Source organism: Marinobacter sp. P4B1 (genome assembly GCF_001447135.1).
Taxonomy (GTDB): domain Bacteria; phylum Pseudomonadota; class Gammaproteobacteria; order Pseudomonadales; family Oleiphilaceae; genus Marinobacter; species Marinobacter vinifirmus.
In genome coordinates this window covers 644,404-661,634 of sequence record NZ_LLXM01000015.1, presented here as the reverse complement: position 1 = coordinate 661,634, position 17,231 = coordinate 644,404, and the positions used below count along the sequence as shown (strand labels likewise).

At 62.8% G+C, this 17,231-nt stretch carries 13 protein-coding genes; 8 read left to right on the top strand and 5 right to left on the bottom strand.

The window, feature by feature from the left end:
- Window positions 1–7: 7 nt before the first annotated feature.
- The 4 genes from AQ621_RS14680 to AQ621_RS14665 all read left to right on the top strand — a co-directional run bounded on the left by AQ621_RS14680 (window position 8) and on the right by AQ621_RS14665 (window position 4,618).
- Window positions 8–325 (top strand): DUF2288 domain-containing protein, encoded by a 318-nt coding sequence (locus tag AQ621_RS14680; protein ID WP_058342036.1) that lies wholly within the window; start codon window positions 8–10, stop codon window positions 323–325.
- Window positions 326–359: 34 nt separating this feature from the next.
- Window positions 360–1,268: a LysO family transporter gene (locus tag AQ621_RS14675; protein ID WP_058342035.1), complete on the top strand. Its 909-nt coding sequence runs from the start codon at window positions 360–362 to the stop codon at window positions 1,266–1,268.
- Window positions 1,269–1,370: 102 nt separating this feature from the next.
- Complete coding sequence (locus AQ621_RS14670; RefSeq protein WP_058342034.1) at window positions 1,371–2,327, top strand: ABC transporter substrate-binding protein; 957 nt, start codon at window positions 1,371–1,373, stop codon at window positions 2,325–2,327.
- On the top strand, window positions 2,324–4,618 hold the full coding sequence (locus tag AQ621_RS14665; RefSeq protein WP_227508351.1) for a diguanylate cyclase domain-containing protein: 2,295 nt from the start codon (window positions 2,324–2,326) through the stop codon (window positions 4,616–4,618). Before AQ621_RS14670 ends, AQ621_RS14665 begins: the two co-directional genes overlap by 4 nt.
- On the opposite strand, the gene AQ621_RS14660 is transcribed toward AQ621_RS14665, so the two are convergent.
- Window positions 4,588–6,207, bottom strand: coding sequence for a Na/Pi cotransporter family protein (locus tag AQ621_RS14660; RefSeq protein WP_058342033.1), 1,620 nt, complete (start codon window positions 6,205–6,207; stop codon window positions 4,588–4,590). The genes AQ621_RS14665 and AQ621_RS14660 overlap by 31 nt on opposite strands.
- Complete coding sequence (locus AQ621_RS14655; RefSeq protein WP_058342032.1) at window positions 6,204–7,013, bottom strand: TatD family hydrolase; 810 nt, start codon at window positions 7,011–7,013, stop codon at window positions 6,204–6,206. Before AQ621_RS14655 ends, AQ621_RS14660 begins: the two co-directional genes overlap by 4 nt.
- A gap of 118 nt (window positions 7,014–7,131) precedes the next feature.
- On the opposite strand from AQ621_RS14655, the gene AQ621_RS14650 reads away from it, so the two are divergent.
- Both AQ621_RS14650 and AQ621_RS14645 read left to right on the top strand, forming a co-directional pair.
- Window positions 7,132–7,962, top strand: a complete 831-nt coding sequence (locus tag AQ621_RS14650; protein ID WP_058342031.1) for a polyphosphate kinase 2 family protein — start codon at window positions 7,132–7,134, stop codon at window positions 7,960–7,962.
- A 12-nt stretch (window positions 7,963–7,974) separates the two neighbouring features.
- Complete coding sequence (locus tag AQ621_RS14645; protein ID WP_058342030.1) at window positions 7,975–9,246, top strand: D-amino acid dehydrogenase; 1,272 nt, start codon at window positions 7,975–7,977, stop codon at window positions 9,244–9,246.
- 1 nt (window position 9,247) lies between these two features.
- Here AQ621_RS14645 and AQ621_RS14640 read toward each other — a convergent pair whose 3' ends face one another.
- Entirely contained in the window at window positions 9,248–9,931 is a 684-nt protein-coding gene (locus tag AQ621_RS14640) for a tRNA/rRNA methyltransferase (protein ID WP_022988546.1), read from the bottom strand.
- Between AQ621_RS14640 and AQ621_RS14635 the strand changes: the two genes are divergently transcribed.
- Window positions 9,930–11,171, top strand: a complete 1,242-nt coding sequence (locus AQ621_RS14635; protein WP_058342029.1) for a methyltransferase — start codon at window positions 9,930–9,932, stop codon at window positions 11,169–11,171. The two genes, AQ621_RS14640 and AQ621_RS14635, sit on opposite strands and share 2 nt — an antisense overlap.
- Window positions 11,172–11,235: 64 nt before the next feature.
- Here AQ621_RS14635 and AQ621_RS14630 read toward each other — a convergent pair whose 3' ends face one another.
- Together AQ621_RS14630 and AQ621_RS14625 are read right to left on the bottom strand one after the other, a co-directional pair.
- Window positions 11,236–12,423, bottom strand: a complete 1,188-nt coding sequence (locus tag AQ621_RS14630; protein WP_058342028.1) for an OmpA family protein — start codon at window positions 12,421–12,423, stop codon at window positions 11,236–11,238.
- Between the two features lie 166 nt (window positions 12,424–12,589).
- Window positions 12,590–14,869, bottom strand: a complete 2,280-nt coding sequence (locus tag AQ621_RS14625; RefSeq protein WP_173637055.1) for an ATP-dependent helicase — start codon at window positions 14,867–14,869, stop codon at window positions 12,590–12,592.
- Between the two features lie 217 nt (window positions 14,870–15,086).
- Between AQ621_RS14625 and AQ621_RS14620 the strand changes: the two genes are divergently transcribed.
- Complete coding sequence (locus AQ621_RS14620; protein WP_058342026.1) at window positions 15,087–17,219, top strand: tRNA(Met) cytidine acetyltransferase TmcA; 2,133 nt, start codon at window positions 15,087–15,089, stop codon at window positions 17,217–17,219.
- Window positions 17,220–17,231 lie beyond the last annotated feature (12 nt).

Below are 17,231 nucleotides of genomic sequence, written 5' to 3'. Positions count from 1 at the left end.
AGGTACCATGGCTGACTCCCCACGCGACGACATCAAAGCCAAACTCAACCTCGAAACCTCCCGCATTCACTGGCACGAGCTGCAGACCTACTACGCCCGCGGGCAAGTTGTGCGGGTTGCACCGGAGCTGGACTTGCTGGATGTGGCCGCAGAACTGACCGCCGACAACAAGGCCCGGTTCGAACAGTGGATGACCTCCGGGCAGGTGGGTGAAGTGGCACCGGACCTGGCGCGCGGCTGGTACGACCGCAACGCGGAACTCTGGGCCGTGGTCATTGCGCCCTGGGTACTGGTGCAGGATCGCTCGGGCGCCAGCCTGCACTGATCGTTTCCCTTAGCCGTTCTTTTCCGAGGTTGCCATGCTCACCGGCGCTTTGCTGATTCTTGCCCCGTTATTTCTGGGCTTTGCCTTTGCCCTGTCCAATCGCCGGTTGATGACGGCGATTCACTACACCGTGGAAGGGCTGGTGTATTTCATTCTTGCACTGCTGGGCCTGAGCCTCGGGCAGATGGAAGGGCTGCTGGGGCAGCTGGGCACCATGGCGGGACAGGTCAGCGCGCTGGTGCTGGTGTTACTGGTAGCGAACATGCTGGGGCTGTGGCTGTTTCATCGCTGGGCGCCACTCGATACCGGGGAACAAACCGGCGAGGGTCGGCCGGGCTACCGGCGCCTGTTCCTGGCCGGGCTGAAACCCCTGTTGGCGGTGCTTGTGGGGGCTTTGCTGGGTTATTTCCTATTTCCGGAGCTGCCGCTGGTGGACGATGTGGCTACCGGCGCCTTGATGTTTCTGCTGTTTCTGATTGGCCTGCAATTACGTAATGCCGGCCTTTCCCTGCGCAAGTTGCTGATGAACCGTCAGGGGCTGGGCATTGCCCTGGCGCTGGTGGCAAGCTCCCTGGTGGCGGGCCTGGCGTTGATTCCGGTATTGCAGGTGCCCTGGCACCAGGCCCTGGCGCTGGCGTCTGGCTTTGGCTGGTATTCGCTGTCCGGCATTGTCATTGGCGATGCCCTGGGCCCGGCCTGGGGTGGCGTGGCGTTTCTGAACGACGTGCTGCGGGAAATCATTGCCCTGGCGTTGATTCCGCTGGTGATCACCGCTCGCCCGGCCATGGCCATCGGTTACGGTGGTGCCACCGCGATGGACTTCACTTTGCCGGTTATCCGCAGCAGTGGCGGCCTGGCCTGTGTGCCGGTGGCCATTGCCTCCGGTTTTCTGCTGTCGTTTCTGTCTCCGGTGTTGATGGGCGTGTTCCTGTCTTTCGGCTAAGCTGAATAACAGGGTTCTGGTTGGGTCCGATGGCCCTTGCGGGTAGGCGGCTGCAGAACATCTGTATTACTATCCGACACATTGTGTTATTCGGAGCCTTTCATGCACCGCCGTCGCTTCCTACAGCTCTCGCTTGCCGCCGGCCTGGCCGCCAGCCTGCCCGGTTGTGGCCGGGGTGACCCCCTGCGAGTCGGTATTCACCCCTGGATCGGGTACGAGCCCTTGTACCTGGCGGAAGAATTCGGCTGGTTACCGGATACCGTGCAACTGGTCAAGGGCACGGCGGCCAGGGATTCCATGAGCGGCTTGTTGTCAGGGCAACTGGACGCAGCCGCCCTGACACTGGATGAAGCGCGGCGGGTCTGTTCGGCGGGGGTAGACCTGCGGCTGGTGGCGGTCACCAACGTTTCGGTGGGCGCCGATATGCTGCTGGTTCGACCGGACATCACCGCAATCGAGCAGCTGAAGGGGCGAGCGGTGGGGGTGGAACTCAATGGCGTGTCCGGGGTTATGTTGCTGCACCTGCTTGAACGGGCAGGGCTGACGACAGGGGATATTTCGGTTGTCGATATACCGGTAGACCAGCACCTGGAAGCCTGGAATAACGGATTGATTGATGCGTCGGTCTGTTATCAGCCGGTCGCTGCCCGCCTGGAGCAGGCCGGGGCCGTCAGCCTGTTTGACAGCCGGGAGTTGCCGGATACCATTTTTGATGTGCTGGCGGTAACCCACCGGGCCGAAGGCCGCCAGCCCGGGCCAATAAAGGACCTGGTGGCCGGCCATTTTGCTGGTTACCGGTACCTGGTGCGCAACCTGCACGACGCGGTTTACCGGATAGCAACGCGGCAGGGCATGGCGCCGGAGCTTATCCGCCAGGCACTGGCAACGGTTATGTTGCCAGATCTCGCCGCCAACCAGCGTTACCTGGCCAAGAGCGGAACAATTGAAACAACGGCCATACGCCTGGCCGGGCTTCTGGAACGGGAGGGACTGATGGACAAGCACCCGGAACACGAACGGATCGCCAGCCAGCAGTTTCTGCCAAGGCGGGCAGAGTGAGTTGGTTATCGGTTCTTGCAGGTAACCCGGGGCGGGCGATTGCGCTGTTGGTGCTGCTGGTTCTGGCGCCGCTCCCGGTGGCGGCAGAAGCGGATAGCGTGACGCTGGGGGTGCTGGGATACCGCCCCGACCCCCTGGTGATGGCAAAGTATCAGCCGCTGGCGGACTATCTGAGCCGGGAGACCGGCAGGGATATCACCATCCGTGTGCTGGCCCAGGAAGAAATGGACCGTGCGGTTGCTTCCAACCGCATTGATTTTTTCCTGACCAATCCGGCCCATTTCCTGATGATCCGCAGCGAGCGCAGCCTGACCGGCGTACTGGCTACCCTGCAGCGCGACTGGAACGGCATCACTACCGGCAGCATTGGCGGTGTGATCATTGCCCGAGCCGGGCGCAGTGATATTCAAGCACTGGAAGACCTGCGCGGCAAAAGCATTGCTACCCCGGGCCTTCACTATCTGGGCGGCTACCAGGCCCAGGCCCTGGAGCTGCAGTCGGCAGGCCTGGATATCCGGCGGGATAACCGGATCATCTATCTGGGTAACCATGACCGGGTGGTTCGGGCTGTGCTGGCGGGAGACACCGACATCGGCTTTATCCGAACCGGTGTTCTGGAAGAACTTCTGCAGGAAGACCCGGGGCTGGAAACCGCGCTGAAGGTGATCAACGCCCAGAACCTCCGGGGCTATCCGTTCCGGCTTTCAACCCGCCTGTATCCGGAATGGCCACTGGTGTCGCTGCCCCATGTGGATTCCCGCACCATTCGCCAGATTGCCTCCGCCCTGTTTGCCCTGGAACCGGACGACCCGGCTGCCGTGGCCGCAGGCCTGGCTTCCTTCTCGCCCCCGGCCGATTACCAGTCGGTGGAACACCTGACCCGCAGCCTGCGCCTGCCGCCTTACGACCAAGTCCCCCAGGTAACCTGGCTGGATGTACTCCATCAGTACCGGCTATGGGTAGCGGTGGTAACCGTGTTGGTGCTGTTATTGCTGGCTACCAGCATCTGGCTGGGCCGCAAGAAGCGCCAGCTGTCCCGGGAAAGCCGCCGGCTTCAGGAGCTGGTGGCAAGCTGGCCCCAGCCCATGCTGATGATTCGTGGCCGGGCCCTGAGTGACTGTAACCGGGCCGCAGTGGAGCTGCTGGAGTGCCGCTCTGCTGGCGACATGCTGGGCCAGCCCCTGGAGCGGTTTTCCCCGGAGGTCCAGCCGGATGGTCAGGACTCCGCCCGAAAGCTGGCAGGACTGCTGCAGCGGGTTCAGGTAGGGGATGTTGCTCAATCCGAGTGGCTATTCGGCCGGGAGGATGGCAGCCACGTGTGGGTGGACATGACCCTGGCCCCGGTCTACCAGAATGATGACGACACACCATCGGTGCTGTGTTCCTGGTACAACATCACCCGGCGGAAACAGGCCGAAGAACGTCAGCGGCTGGCCCTGAAGGTGTTTGAAAATGCCCGGGAAGCGATCTTCATCACCGATGCCCATGGTGTGGTCATCGACACCAACGAGGCCTACTTCCTGATTACCGGCTGGGACCGCAACACCGCAATAGGCCGCCTGCCACCGCTGCCGGTGGATGAAGGCAGCTCGATACTGGTGGCTGCCCGCAAACACGGAGTATGGAGCGGCGAGTTCGCCAGCCGTAACCGGGATGGCCGGCGGCTGATCCTGAGCCTGACCCTGAGCAGCGTGGTGGATGAGCAGGGCGAGAAAAGCCATTTCGTGGGTGTGTTCAGTGATATCACCCGGCTCAAGGAAACCGAGAAGAAGCTTCGCACCATGGCGCACTATGACGCCCTCACCAACCTGCCCAACCGGGTGTTGTTTGCCGAGCGCCTGCAGCAGGCCATGGCCCAGGCCAGGCGGCAGGATTACCTTTTGGCGGTGCTTTATATCGACCTGGATAAATTCAAACCGGTGAATGATGCCTTCGGCCATGACGCCGGTGACCAGTTACTGGTGGAAGTGGCCCGGCGACTGCGCACGGTGCTGCGGGAAGAAGATACCCTGGCACGGCTTGGTGGCGACGAGTTTGCGGCCATCGTAGTGAACGTGGCCGATGTGGACGCTATTGAAAACCTGATGGACAGGCTGCTGACGGCGGTTGCCGAGCCGGTCTGGGTGGCTGACCACATGGTGGAAGTCTCTGCCAGTGTCGGCTACACCCTGTATCCCCAGCCTGCGGAGCTGGACGGCGACCAGCTGCTACGGCAGGCCGACCAGGCCATGTACCAGGCCAAGAACACGGGCCGCAACGGTTATTGCGGGTTCTCCGGCACCGGCTCCTGATGGTGATAGCCGTTCAGGATATCGGTGCCGGCGCGCCAGTAGAGTGACTTGGCCCACTGGTCGCTCAGCCGGCGTACCGAGCTGAGGGTATCCAGCATCTGGTCCCCGAGGGTGGTGGCCAGCCGCTGCCAGACAATTTTCTGCAGGGTGTCGTTCTTCAGGCTGTGATAAACCTGTTCGGTTTTCGCCAGCAATTCCGGAGCCGGTTCTTCCGACGCCACCAGTGCCCGCAGGGTGTCCAGATAGTCGCTGTAGGCCTGTTTGGAACCGGCAAATTCGGTGCGGTCTGCCAGTTCCCTGAGGGTCAGCAACCGGTCTGCCAGGTCGGTGGCTTCGGCCAGGTAGCGACAGGTGCGAACGCTGATCGTCAGGGCATCGACAATGGAGACCTGCATTTTCTCCGCCCGCAACCGCCCGATATAGTCGGTAATGGCGCTGTTCAGGGACTTGATGGCCTCCATTTTCGGGCGGATCTGGGCGACATTCAGGCCTTCCCGGTCCAGGCATACCCTCAGCAGGCCCCGGGTATGGCCGATCAGCCGTTTCATCTCCTGGTCCACGGCACCGATCGCCAGTTCCGGGGTGGTGATCAGGGTGTCATCCAGGTGCCGGGGTTCGGCATTGTCTTCTTCCTTGCTGCGGAACAGCCGGCCCAGAAAACGGGCAAAGGGTGTGATAAACGGCAGCATTACCGCGGCGCCCAACACGTTGAACAGGGTGTGGAACAGGGCCAGCGACACTGCCGGGTTGGCTTCCAGGTCCAGCAGGTCGGTCAGTGTGGCGACCATCCAGAGCATCACCGGCAGGATCAGCAGGGCGATGATGCCGGTCACCACGTTGAATAGAATATGGCCGATGGCCAGGCGCCGGGCGTTGGCGGTGGCTTTCAGGGCCGACAGCGCAGCGGTGGAGGTAGACCCCAGGTTGGCACCCACCACGGCTGCGGCGGCATTATCGAGCGGGATCAGTCCACCGGCAGCTGCAGTCAGCACAATGGCCAGCGAGGCACTGGAGGATTGGGTCAGAACGGTGGCGATCAGGCCAATCATGAAGAACGCCGGCAGGCCGTAGTCCGGGCTGATGATGTCGCCACTGGTAAGGCCGCCGGCGGCGGATTCCAGCGCGGTTTTCAGAATCGACAGGCCCAGGAAAAACAGCGCAAAACCGGCCAGGGCCTCTCCCAGAAACTGGTTTCGGGGCGTGCGGCTGATGGTGCGGAATCCCACGCCCGCCGCCAGCAGGGGCAGTGCAATGGCTTCGATTTTGAAACCGAAGCCCACCAGGCTCACCAGCCAACCGGTCATGGTGGTGCCGATGTTGGAGCCGAAGATCACCCCCAGGGAGTGTTTCAGGGACAGCAAGCCGGCGTTAACAAAGCCGATGGTGGCCACGGTGACCGCGCCGGAGTGCTGCACAATACCGGTAATCACAAAGCCGGCCATCAGCCCTCGCATCGGGGTGCGCGTCCAGTGGCCGAGCAGGTGGCGCAGGGAATGGCCGGCGGCGTTTTTCAGGCCGTTGGTCATCATTTCCATGGCCAGCATGAACAACGCCAGCCCGCCGAGTACCTGAAAAACGGATGAGATCATGGTTGCGGGAAAAACACCCTGAGACTGTTTTGATAAGTCTGGCTCACAACCTGCCCGAGCGGTAGTTCTTTAACCTCGGCGATTTTTTCCGCCACGAACGGCAGGTAGAAGGGCGCGTTCTCCCGCCCGCGGTAGGGCACCGGCGTCAGGAACGGGGCATCGGTTTCCAGCAGAATCTGCTCGATGGGTGTCATGCGCACGATGTCCCGCACGTTTTCTGCCTTGTTGAAGGTGGTGATGCCGTTAAAACCCAGACACCAGCCCTGGTCCAGGGCGTATTGCGCCAGGCCGGGGCCGGAGGTAAAGCTGTGAATGACGCCGCGCCGTTCCAGGGTGTTTTCGAATTCCTTGAGGATGGCGATGGTGTCGTCATCGGCATCCCGGCTGTGGATCACCACCGGGAGGTTGGTGTCGCAGGCAATTTGCAGCTGGCGGCGGAACACCTCCCGCTGCACTTCGCGGTCGGCGTTGTCGTAGTAATAATCCAGGCCGATCTCGCCAATGGCGACGATCTTGCTGTCGCCCGCGTGCTGGCGGATTTCGGCTTCCACCGCATCGGTGTAGCTCTCGGCTTCATGGGGGTGGATACCCTGGGTGCCATACACCCAGTCGGCAGCCCGGCTCAGTTCCCGCACTGCCGCCAGGTTGTCCGGCGACACCGCAATGGTGATGACCTTTTCGATGTTGACCTTCCGGCTGTGCTCGAGAATATCCGCCAGGGGCTGGTCTTTCAGATAGTCCAGGTGGCAGTGGGTCTCAATGATCGGGTGATCGAAAACGGGAATCTCGCGACGTTTTTTGCTCATATCCGGGGTTCTGGCTCCATCGCAGCACAGGGCTGGCTGCTATCCTGAAAGTTGATACCCTGAGTTTAACAGTTTGCATACAGCTTGACCTGCCCGGCAGGCCTAGGGAGTTTCCTTGATGAAGTACACGGCCTTTGCCCGTTCCTGGTTTCTGAACCCGAAACAACCGGGGCTGGGGCATTACCCCACAGAGCTGGATGACAGCGCCGGTGTGCCATCGCTTGAGGCCAGCCTGGAAGACATCGGGGAATACCAGCGCAGGCTCTGGGCCAACCGCAAGCAGGCACTGTTGCTGGTGGTCCATGGCCCGGATACCAGTGGCAAGGACAGCCTGATCCGCACACTCGCCACCTATGCAGACCCTGCCGGCTTCCATGCCTGGTCGTTCAGCCGGCCGACCGGGGCCGAGGCCGCCCATGATTTTCTGTGGCGGGTGACGCCTTACCTGCCGGCCTATGGCCAGATGGTGGCCTTCAACCGCAGCCACCATGAAGCGGTGATTGGCGAGCGGGTGTGGCCGGTGCGGGCCGAAGACACCTACAACTGGCCGGCCCGGTACCAGGCAGTCTGTGACTTCGAACGACACCTGGTGTCTGAAGGCACCTGTATTGTGAAAGTCTGGCTCAACCTGTCGGAAGATGAGCACAAACGGCGGTTGCTGAAACGCCTGGACAAGCCCAGGAAACGCTGGAAATTCGATCATTCCGATATCGAAGGCTGGAAGCAGCGGGCCACTTACCAGAAGTATGCCGAGCAGGCGCTGGCGGCAACCCATACCGACGATGCACCCTGGTTTGTTGTGCCCGGAGACAGCAAGCCGGTTGCCCGTGCGATTGTGGCGGCGCTGGTGGCGGATGTGTTGAAGCAGCTGGCACCGGAGTATCCGGCGGAACATCCGGAGGTGCTGGAGGAGTATCGGCAGTTGCTGGCCGAAAATGGCGTGAGTTAACGGAGGCAAGTCATGCACATTGTGGTGATAGGCGGCGGTGTGGTGGGTGTAACCACTGCCCGGGAGCTGATACGGCGGGGCCACAGGGTAACGGTACTGGAACGGCACCCGGTGGCGGGTAACGAAACCAGCAAGGGCAATGCGGCCCAGCGCTCCTACGGGGTGGTGTATCCCTGGGCGGACCCCTCCATGGTGTTCAAGTCCCTGCCATGGCTGTTGCAACAGGACGGCCCGCTGAAACTGGGCCTGCCGCCGTCGCTGGAGGCCTTGCGGTTCATGTTTGCCACCCTGCGCTACGCCTGGTCGCCGGGGTTATTCGGGCTGAACAAGCGGGCCATGTTGCGCCTTGGTATCTACAGCCGGGAATGTTTCCTGGCACTGGAACAGGAACACAAGCTGGCCTTTGACGGTGCCCATCAAGGCCTGCTGCACCTGGCCAGCACGCCAGGCGCCATGGAAGACTACCGCAAGCTGCATGAATTGCTGGCCGGCATGGGCATTGCCTCAAGCCTGCTGACCCCGGAGCAGGTGCGGCAGGTGGAGCCGGGCATGACCGGTGGCGGCCCCCTGTACGGTGCCATTCGCTACGACACCGACGGCACCGGTGACTGCCACCTGTTCAGCCGGGAACTGGCACGGGTCTGCCAGGAGCTGGGGGCCGAATTCCGCTATGAAGTGTCAGTGGAACACCTGCTGGCGGACCAGCAGCGGGTGAATGGCGTTCAGATCCGGCGGGCTGATGGCCGTACCGAGATTGTCGAGGGGGATGCCTTCGTGGTGTCTGCAGGCTGCTGGTCGCCGGAGCTGGTGCGGCCGTTGGGGCTGAAGCTGCCGATATACCCGGTCAAGGGTTACAGCATTACCGTGCCACTCAGCGAGCCTGGCCGGGCGCCGGTGAGCACCATTCACGATGACAACTTCAAGGTGGTTTCCACCCGGCTGGGCAACCGCCTGCGGGCCACCGGGTTTGTGGAGCTGGCGGACTTCAACCGGGACATCCCCGGGGCCCGCATTGCCACCATTAAAAAATCCGTGCAGTCGCGCTTTCCGGGGTGCGCCAACCTGGATGACGCCGAAACCTGGACCGGGTTCCGGCCGATGACGCCGGACGGCCCCGCCATTATCGGGCGAGGCCCCAGGGACAACCTGTTCCTGAATACCGGGCACGGTACCTTCGGCTGGACCCTGTCGGCAGGGAGCGCGGCGGTGATTGCCCAGGTGATTGATGGCGAGGAGCCGGCGGTGCAACTGGACGCCTTCCGGCCCGGGCGGTTCTCCGAATAGCTCAGAGCTTGCGCTCGATGTTGCCGCACAGGGTATGCACAAAGCCGATATCCCGCTCCGACAGCAGGGGCAGGCGCTCGAACACCCATTGCGACAGCTTTTCATCGGCTGGGGCATCCAGTTTCGGCAACAGGGTTTCCAGCCGGGTACGCAGGGCACCGAGACCGGCGGCTTCCGTTTCTTCGGCAGGGCTGTCGGTGCCGGCACCGGCGAGCCCCGACAGTTCCCAGGCGTAGAGCATCACCGACTGGGCCAGGTTCAGTGACGGATAACTGACCGCCATGGGGAAGCCGGTCAGCAGGTCACACAGGGCCAGTTCGTCGTTCGACAAGCCCCGGTCTTCCCGCCCGAACACCAGGGCCGCGGTAGCCACTGCCGCGCCCTTGTTGGCCAGTACCGATTTCAGCTGCGCCGGCGGGTGCCAGTCCTGCCGGTTATGGCGGGGCTTGGCCGAGGTGCCCATCAGCAAATCCGCGGAGTTTCTAACCGCTGCCAGATCAGGGAAAATGCGCGCGTTATCCAGGATGTGATCACTGCCGTGAGCCAGCCAGTGGGCTTCAGGCCGGGTGTGCAGGTCGGAATTGACCAGCCACAGCTCGGCAAAACCCATAGTGCACAGGGCCCGGGCAGCTGCGCCCACGTTTTCCGGAACTTTTGGTTCAACCAGTACAAAGGCCAGTTTCATGACGTTACCTCCGGCGGCGAGTTTACACCAGCCAGCGAGATCTTTTTACAGCCACTGGCAGCAGGTGAATGACTGGCTGGTCCGGCACCAGGAGTTGTGGCAGCCGGCACCGTTTATGGAGCCGGAACCGGCCTGGTGCGAACGTTATCCGGAGCTTGCACACTGGCTGGACACGCTGACGCTGGACGCCTGCGAAGCCTTTGAAGAAAACCTGGCGGCGTTTGCCGTCGAAGCTGCCCGGTTTGTGCCGGGCCTTGCTGACTACGGGCCCCTGGTAGAGCTGCCGGAACTGTCACCTCCCGACAGCGGGGCCCGGTCGGCACTGCCGGAGCTGCAGGCCGTGGATATGCCCGGTCGCAAGCGTTTGCAGGCCGGTGCCTTTGCCGCCGCGGTGCTGCCGCTGGAACAGCCTGTGCTGGATTGGTGCTGTGGCAAAGGCCACCTGGCACGAACGCTGGCGGCCCGGGGGGCGGCGCGCGTGCGGGGCTTCGAGTGGAATGATGAACTGGTTCAGGACGGCAACCGGCTGGCCCGGCATTACGGCGATCCGGTGCAGTTGCACCACCAGGATGTGATGGCGGATTCCCTGAACTGGCCTGCGGGAGTGCATGGCGTGGCGCTGCATGCCTGTGGCGACCTGCACCGGCAACTGCTGAAGCGCGGCGCGGCGGCCGGTACGCCGAGACTGAGTTTTTCCCCCTGCTGTTATCACCTGACGGCCCAGGAGCCGTATCAACCCCTGGCACAAGGCAGCCGAAACCACGCACCCGCCTTGAGGCCTGGCCGTAACACCCTGCGCCTGGCCGTGCAGGAAACGGTCACAGCGCCCGCAAGGGTAAGGGAGCAGACGGCCCGGGTAACGGCGTGGCGGCTGGGTTTTGATGCCCTGCAGCGTTATCTGAGGGCAGTAGACGGCTATCTGCCGGTGCCTTCCCATCCGCCGTCCCTGAATAACGGTGACTTCGAAGGCTTCTGCCGCTGGGCTGCGGGCAAGAAACAGCTGGACTTGCCGGATAACCTGGGCTGGCAGCACTGGTTGACGCGGGGTGAACAGCGGGCGTTGCAGGTTCAGCGCCACGAGTTACTGCGGCATCTGTTCCGCCGGCCACTGGAGCTCTGGATGGTGCTGGATTACGCGGTGTTTCTGGAGGAGCAGGGCTACAGGGTGCGCCTGGGCCGTTTCTGTGCACGGGAACTGACGCCCAGAAACCTGCTGGTGGATGCGGTTCGGGTGGAATGACTGCGGTTGAAACAAGTAAGGCGCCCGAAGGCGCCTTACTTATTCACTACCCGTCCGGTTGGTCTTAGCGACGAACCTGGATGCGGGCTTCTACACGGCGGTTCTGGGCACGGCCAGCTGCAGTGTCGTTGCTGGCAATCGGCTCGACTTCACCGTAACCAACTGCAGTTACACGGTCCGGATCCACACCCAGTACGGAAGTCAGGCGATCAGCCACGGCTTCGGCACGGCGCTGGGACAGGAAGCGGTTGTATTTGGCATCACCAATGCTGTCGGAGTGACCGGCAATCTCAACGGTGGTGTCCGGGTACTCTTCCATGAAGTCCGCAGCCTTGCGGATTTCGGCGTCGTAGGTGGCGTCAATCACGGAGCTGTTAGTGGGGAACTGAACTCGCAGTTCGATGGTTTCGATGGTCTCGGTGACACCTTCGCAACCGGTTTCGTCCACTTCAGCACCAGCGGCAGTGTTCGGGCACTGGTCCTTGCTGTTCACCACGCCATCGTTGTCGCTGTCCAGCTCACAACCACGGCTGTTTACTTCAGCGCCAGCCGGGGTGTTCGGACACTGGTCCTTGCTGTCGGCAACGCCATCGTTGTCGGCATCCAGTTCACAGCCACGGCTGTCTACCTGGGCACCGGCCGGGGTGTTGGCGCACTGGTCACGGGAATCGGGCACACCGTCGTTGTCCGCATCCGCCGGCTTGGGCTCGGTGGTGGTGCGGTGGAACGCGAGGCTCAGGCCCAGAGACACCATGGTGTCGAAGGTGCTTTCGTCAATGCCGTGGAACTCGCGGAGGTCACCGCGCAGGGAAATCATGTCGCTGATGTTGTAACGCACACCGGCGCCCACGTTTACACGGGTTTCGTCATGGTTGGTGCCAGCAGTAAATACCGGGCCGTCACCGAAATCAGCATGGCCGGCACCGAAGGCCAGGTACGGGTTCCAGGCAGAATCCTGGCCGCGGAAGTAATACAGGCCGTCCAGGCGCAGTTCTTCGAACTCGGAATCGCCGTCCACGTACTTGCGGTCTGCATCAGCGCGTGAGTAAACCGCTTCTACCGCCCAGTGGGGTTTGAACCGGTATTCAATACCAACACCGTAGGTGTCGGTTTCGCTCAGGTCACGCTTGTCGTCAAACAGCTGATAACCGGCGAACGGGTTCAGGTAAATGGATTGCTTGTCGGCGGCCAGGGCTGGCGCAGACAGGGATGAAGCTAAGACGGCCAAAGCGACCGGGCGCACGATGTTCATGCAGAACCTCCTGTTTCATTTTTATGTTCCCGTTCTCTCATCAGGAACGCAGACAAATCCCTAGATTTAATGCCTTATCTGGAATCTAGGTTAGTAAGCCAAAAAATACAAAAAATTACACCTTTACCGGGGTCAGGATTTGTACGCAGGGAATTCCATTTATGGATCAGTCTGTTACCGGGGTGAAGTACAGGTGGGCGCTTTTCTTGCTGAAATTCAGGATGTCGCCATTATCAAAGCGTACCTCGAATGAGCTTTCGTCTTCCCCGGTTACGCGGCCGGCGCCAAAGATGGCGTGAATGAGCCGGGGCTGGTGCCATACGGGTTGTGAGGCGTCCGGGGTGCTGGCTGGCGCCTGGCCATCCAGGGTGATTTTGGCCCTTTCGGCATAGCGCAGGCTGACCGGGGTGAGGGGATGCCGGAGCGTTATGGGCTGGGCAGAGGCGGGGTTACCTGCGTCCAGAACCTGCCCCAGCTCACGGGCCAGGGGGAAGCAGAATTCTGCCACGAAGCGGCTGGGGCCCTGATCACCATCCAGGTGCGGGTGGCTGCTGTCGGGGCGGGTAATCAGGTGCAGCTGCTCCCGGCAACGGGTCATGCCCACGTAGAGCAACCGCCGTTCACTCTCCAGCAGGGCCCGGGCATCGTCCTGCGGGCGGGGGCTGTAGGGCAGGTACTTTTCCTGCAGGCCGGGAATGATGACCACCGGCCACTCCAGACCCTTGGTGCGGTGGATGGTGGATAAGAGTACGCCCTGCTCCCTCTGTTCGCCGGCTTGCTGTTTCAGGGCCTTGAGGTGGTCCAGCGCACCGGCGGCGTCAACATCCAGGCTTTTCAGGTAGTCGCGGAAGCCCTGGATGGTGTCGATGCGCTCTTCGGCGCTGTCGTGGGTCAGGGCGAGGCTGCGAATGCCTTCGTACAGATCGGTATGGTCGGCGTAGACGCTGATCAGTCCGGCCACGGGGCCCTTGTAGTTGCGCAGCTGCATCAACACTTCGCCCAGTTTTTTCAGCTTGCGGGCGGCCATGGGGGCCAGGGCGTTGAAGTCCATGGCCAGCAGGCGTTCGTGCCAGTCGCTGTCGAAGCCGGCGAGGAACTGCGCCAGGTTTTCCAGTTCCGGCTCTTTCAGGCCGACGTGGGGAAAACGCAGCAGTTGCCGGGCCAGGTCCAGCCGGTCGCTGTCCGGCAGCTGTTGCAGGCGGCCGCTGACCACCATCAGCAGTGCGATGATGGCCTGCACTTCCCGGCTGAACAGGGCCCCTTTGCCGCTGTCGATGCGATAGGGGATGTGCCGGGCCAGCAGTTTCAGCTCGATCGGTACGCTCTGGCTCCAGACCCGGAACAGGATGGCGCTCTGGCTGGTTTGCTCCGGGCTTTGTCGCTGCAGGATTTTCAGGATCTGGTCGCTGTCGTTGTCTGCCCGGTGCAGGTTTACTTCGGTAGCCGGAGTGGATAAGTGGGAGTGGCACAGGACATCCTTGCGGCCAGTGTTGTGGCAAATCAGGTGGTTGGCCAGCAGGGCGACCTGGTGGCCGTACCGGAAGGTGTAGCTGAGGGTCTGTTCCAGGGGGCTTTCGAACTCGTCGCTGAACCGGCGCAGGATAAATTCAGGCTTGGCGCCGCGGAATTCGTAGATGGTCTGGTCCGGGTCGCCGACCACGGTCACCCGGGCGCGGTCGCCGGCCACGTAGCGCAGCAGCAGGTGCTGGATTTCGTTGGTGTCCTGGTATTCGTCCACCAGGATCAGGTCCATTTTATTGCCGACGAGGCGCTGCAATGGCGGGTTCTGGTGAATGGCCATGACCGGTTCGTACAGCATGTCGGCGTAGCTGATGCGGCTCTGGCTCTTGCGCCATTGCTCAAAGCTGTGAAACAGGTCGATCAGGTATTTGTGTTTTTCCGAGTAGCCCAGTTCTTCGAATACGATTTCTGCTGGTGACAGGCAGGTTTTGACCAGGTCGACAAAGCCGGTGGCGGTTTCCACATAATCTTTTTTGTTGCGGCGGATTTCGTCGGCCAGGTCTTCCGGTGCCAGCCGGCGGGTGAGCAGCCAGGCCTGGTAGCCGATTTCCTGTTCGGTGAGGATTTTTTCAGAGAATCCGGGCAGGTAGCCTTCCCGCACGAAGCGTTTGTACAGCCGCAGGCCCATGGCGTGGTAAGTGCGGATTTCCGGCAGGGCCAGGCCGGACTGGTGGCACACCTCTTGTAGCTTGCGCTGGAAGTCGATGCGGGCGCTGCGGTTGAACATGAGTACCAGCACGCGGTCCGGGTCGTGGCCCTGTTGCAGCAGGTGGCGTATGCGCCAGGCCAGGGTGGAGGTTTTGCCGCTGCCGGCCACGGCGGTGATCACCGAGTGTTCGAAGCCGGCGGTGATGATGGCCCGCTGTTCGTCGGTTAGGTGGGGCGGCAGGTAGCTGGTGTCTGGCATCTGGGGCTGGTTTGGCATGGCGGGTATTGTACTTGGCTGCTGGCAGCGGGAGTAGCCGTGCCGCATAATTGCCTGAGACTTTTGTCATTCATGCCCGCACTGCGCCGGGGGTGGCCTTCAAAAAAACGCTCCTGTCGGCACATCCATGTGGCGCTTCTGCTCCGCCATCCATGGCTCCGCAAATTTTTTGAAGGCCACCCCCGGCGCAGCGCTCCATCGGAGTTGCCTTCAGATTATGCCTTCCTCGATCACACAGAACTGGCAAACCTTTTCGGCTCAATTGGCCCATACCGGTCAACGCCGCCTCGTTCTGGTGGAGGGTGAACAGGAGTGGGCCCGGGGCTGGGTGCAGGAGCGGCTGGGTGGTTTTGATGTCGCCGGGGCGCTGTGGGTTGGCCGTGATGAGGACGCCGGGGTTGCGGGTGTCCGTGGTGTCTCGGCGGGGCAGTACAAGCGCTGGCTGGGGCGGGAGGCCGGGGTGTTGGTTTGGGATGGCTGGCAGGGGAATCCGCCGGATGGGTTTGCGGGGTTGGCGGGTACGTTGAGGGCCGGTGGGTTGTTGTTCTGGTTGATGCCGCCGCTGGCGCAATGGCCGGGGTTTGAGGATCCGGATTACTTGCGCACGGGGCTGGACGGGGCGGGGGAGCATCCGTTTTTGGCGCGGTTGGCGGAGGTTGTGGCGTCTGACGGTGCGGTGGTCCGGGTTCGGCAGGGTCTTGATGAGCGCCCGCTGCTGCCGGATGTCCGGTGTGATGATGCAGCGTTCAGGCCGGGGGCGACGGCGGAGCAGTCGGAGCTGGTGGCGCGGCTGGTGCGTTTCGGGTTGGGGCGGCGTCGGCGGCCGGTGGTGGTGACGGCAGACCGGGGCCGGGGGAAGTCGGCGGCGTTGGGGATGGCGGCGGCGGAGTTGTTGCTGGCGGGGCGGCAGCAGGTGTTGGTGACGTCGCCTTCGGTGGACAATCTGCAGAGTTTTTTCCGGCATGCGGCGGAGGTTCTGGGCGACCGGGTTGAGAGCCGGTCGGAGTCGGAGCTGGTGCTGCCTGGCGGGCAGGCGATTCGTTTCCTGCCGGTGCCGGAGTTGCTGGCGCAGAAGCCGGAGGCCGAGGTGGTGATGGTGGACGAGGCCGCCGGTTTGCCGGCGAGCTGGCTGCGGGAGGTTTTGCTGGGTTGGCCTCGGGTGGCGTTTGCCAGCACAGTGCATGGCTATGAGGGCACCGGGCGTGGCTTTGCGATCCGGTTCCGGCAGGTGCTGGACCGGGAGACGCCGCACTGGCAATCGGTGGAGCTGAAGCAGCCGGTGCGCTGGGCGCAGGGTGATCCCCTGGAGCGGGTGTTGTTCCGGATGTTTCTGTTGGGTGCCCGGGGGCCGGACAGCAGCAAGCCGAAACCCGGTGCGGTGCATGTCGAACCCTGGAATCTGGCACAGGCCAGCGAGGCGGAACTTGCCGAGGCCTTCGGCTTGCTGGTGGATGCCCATTACCGCACCACGCCGGCGGACTTGCGGCAGTGGCTGGACGATCCGGCCGCCAGCAGCTGGCGGGCGGTGGTGCAGGGCAAAACCGTGGGTGTGCTCTGGGGATGTGTGGAAGGTGGCCTGGATCAGGGCCTGGCCGTCCAGGTGGCCATGGGCCAGCGCCGTTTGCGGGGGCATTTGCTGGCGCAGTCCCTGGCCAGCCATGGCGGCTTTGCGGAGGCGGCGCAGCAGCGGTGTTTTCGGGTGGTGCGCATTGCCGTGGCAGAGCCGGCCCGGCAGCTGGGTGTGGGCCGGGCGCTGGTGGCGGCGGCGGAAGATTTTTGCCGGAGCCAGGGGCTGGATTCGCTGGGTACCAGTTTTGGTGGCGAAGCGGGTTTGCAGTCGTTCTGGCAAGGTTGTGGATTACGCCTGGTGCGTATCGGGCTGACCCGGGAGAATTCTACCGGCGAGTTTCCGGTGCAACTGCTCAAGGGCGTATCCCCGGCGGGCTGCGACCTGGAACAGCGCCTGCGCCGTCGGTTTGCCAGGCACTGGCAGGTGCTGATTCCCCGGCACTGGCCCGACATGCCCCCGGAATTGCTGGCGCAGCTTGCCGCAGACCTGCCTGCCACGGCAGAGCCCGGGCCGGACGACTGGCAGGATTTGCGGAGCTTTGCCGAGGGCTATCGGGGGTTTGAAGTGACTTTGCCGCTGCTGCGTGAAGTCTGCAGCTGGCCTGGCTGGATGGCCTGGCTGGCCGGGCAGGAAGATGCCGGGCTCTGGTGCCGTGCGGTACTTCAGGGTTGGGCCTGGCCGCAGTTGCAGGCGCTTGGGCTGGTCACCGGCAAGCGAGAGGGCGAAATGCGGCTGAGACAAATCGTGGCCCGCTGGCTGGCGCAAGTGTCGGAGTTGTGACCGTTTCGATTT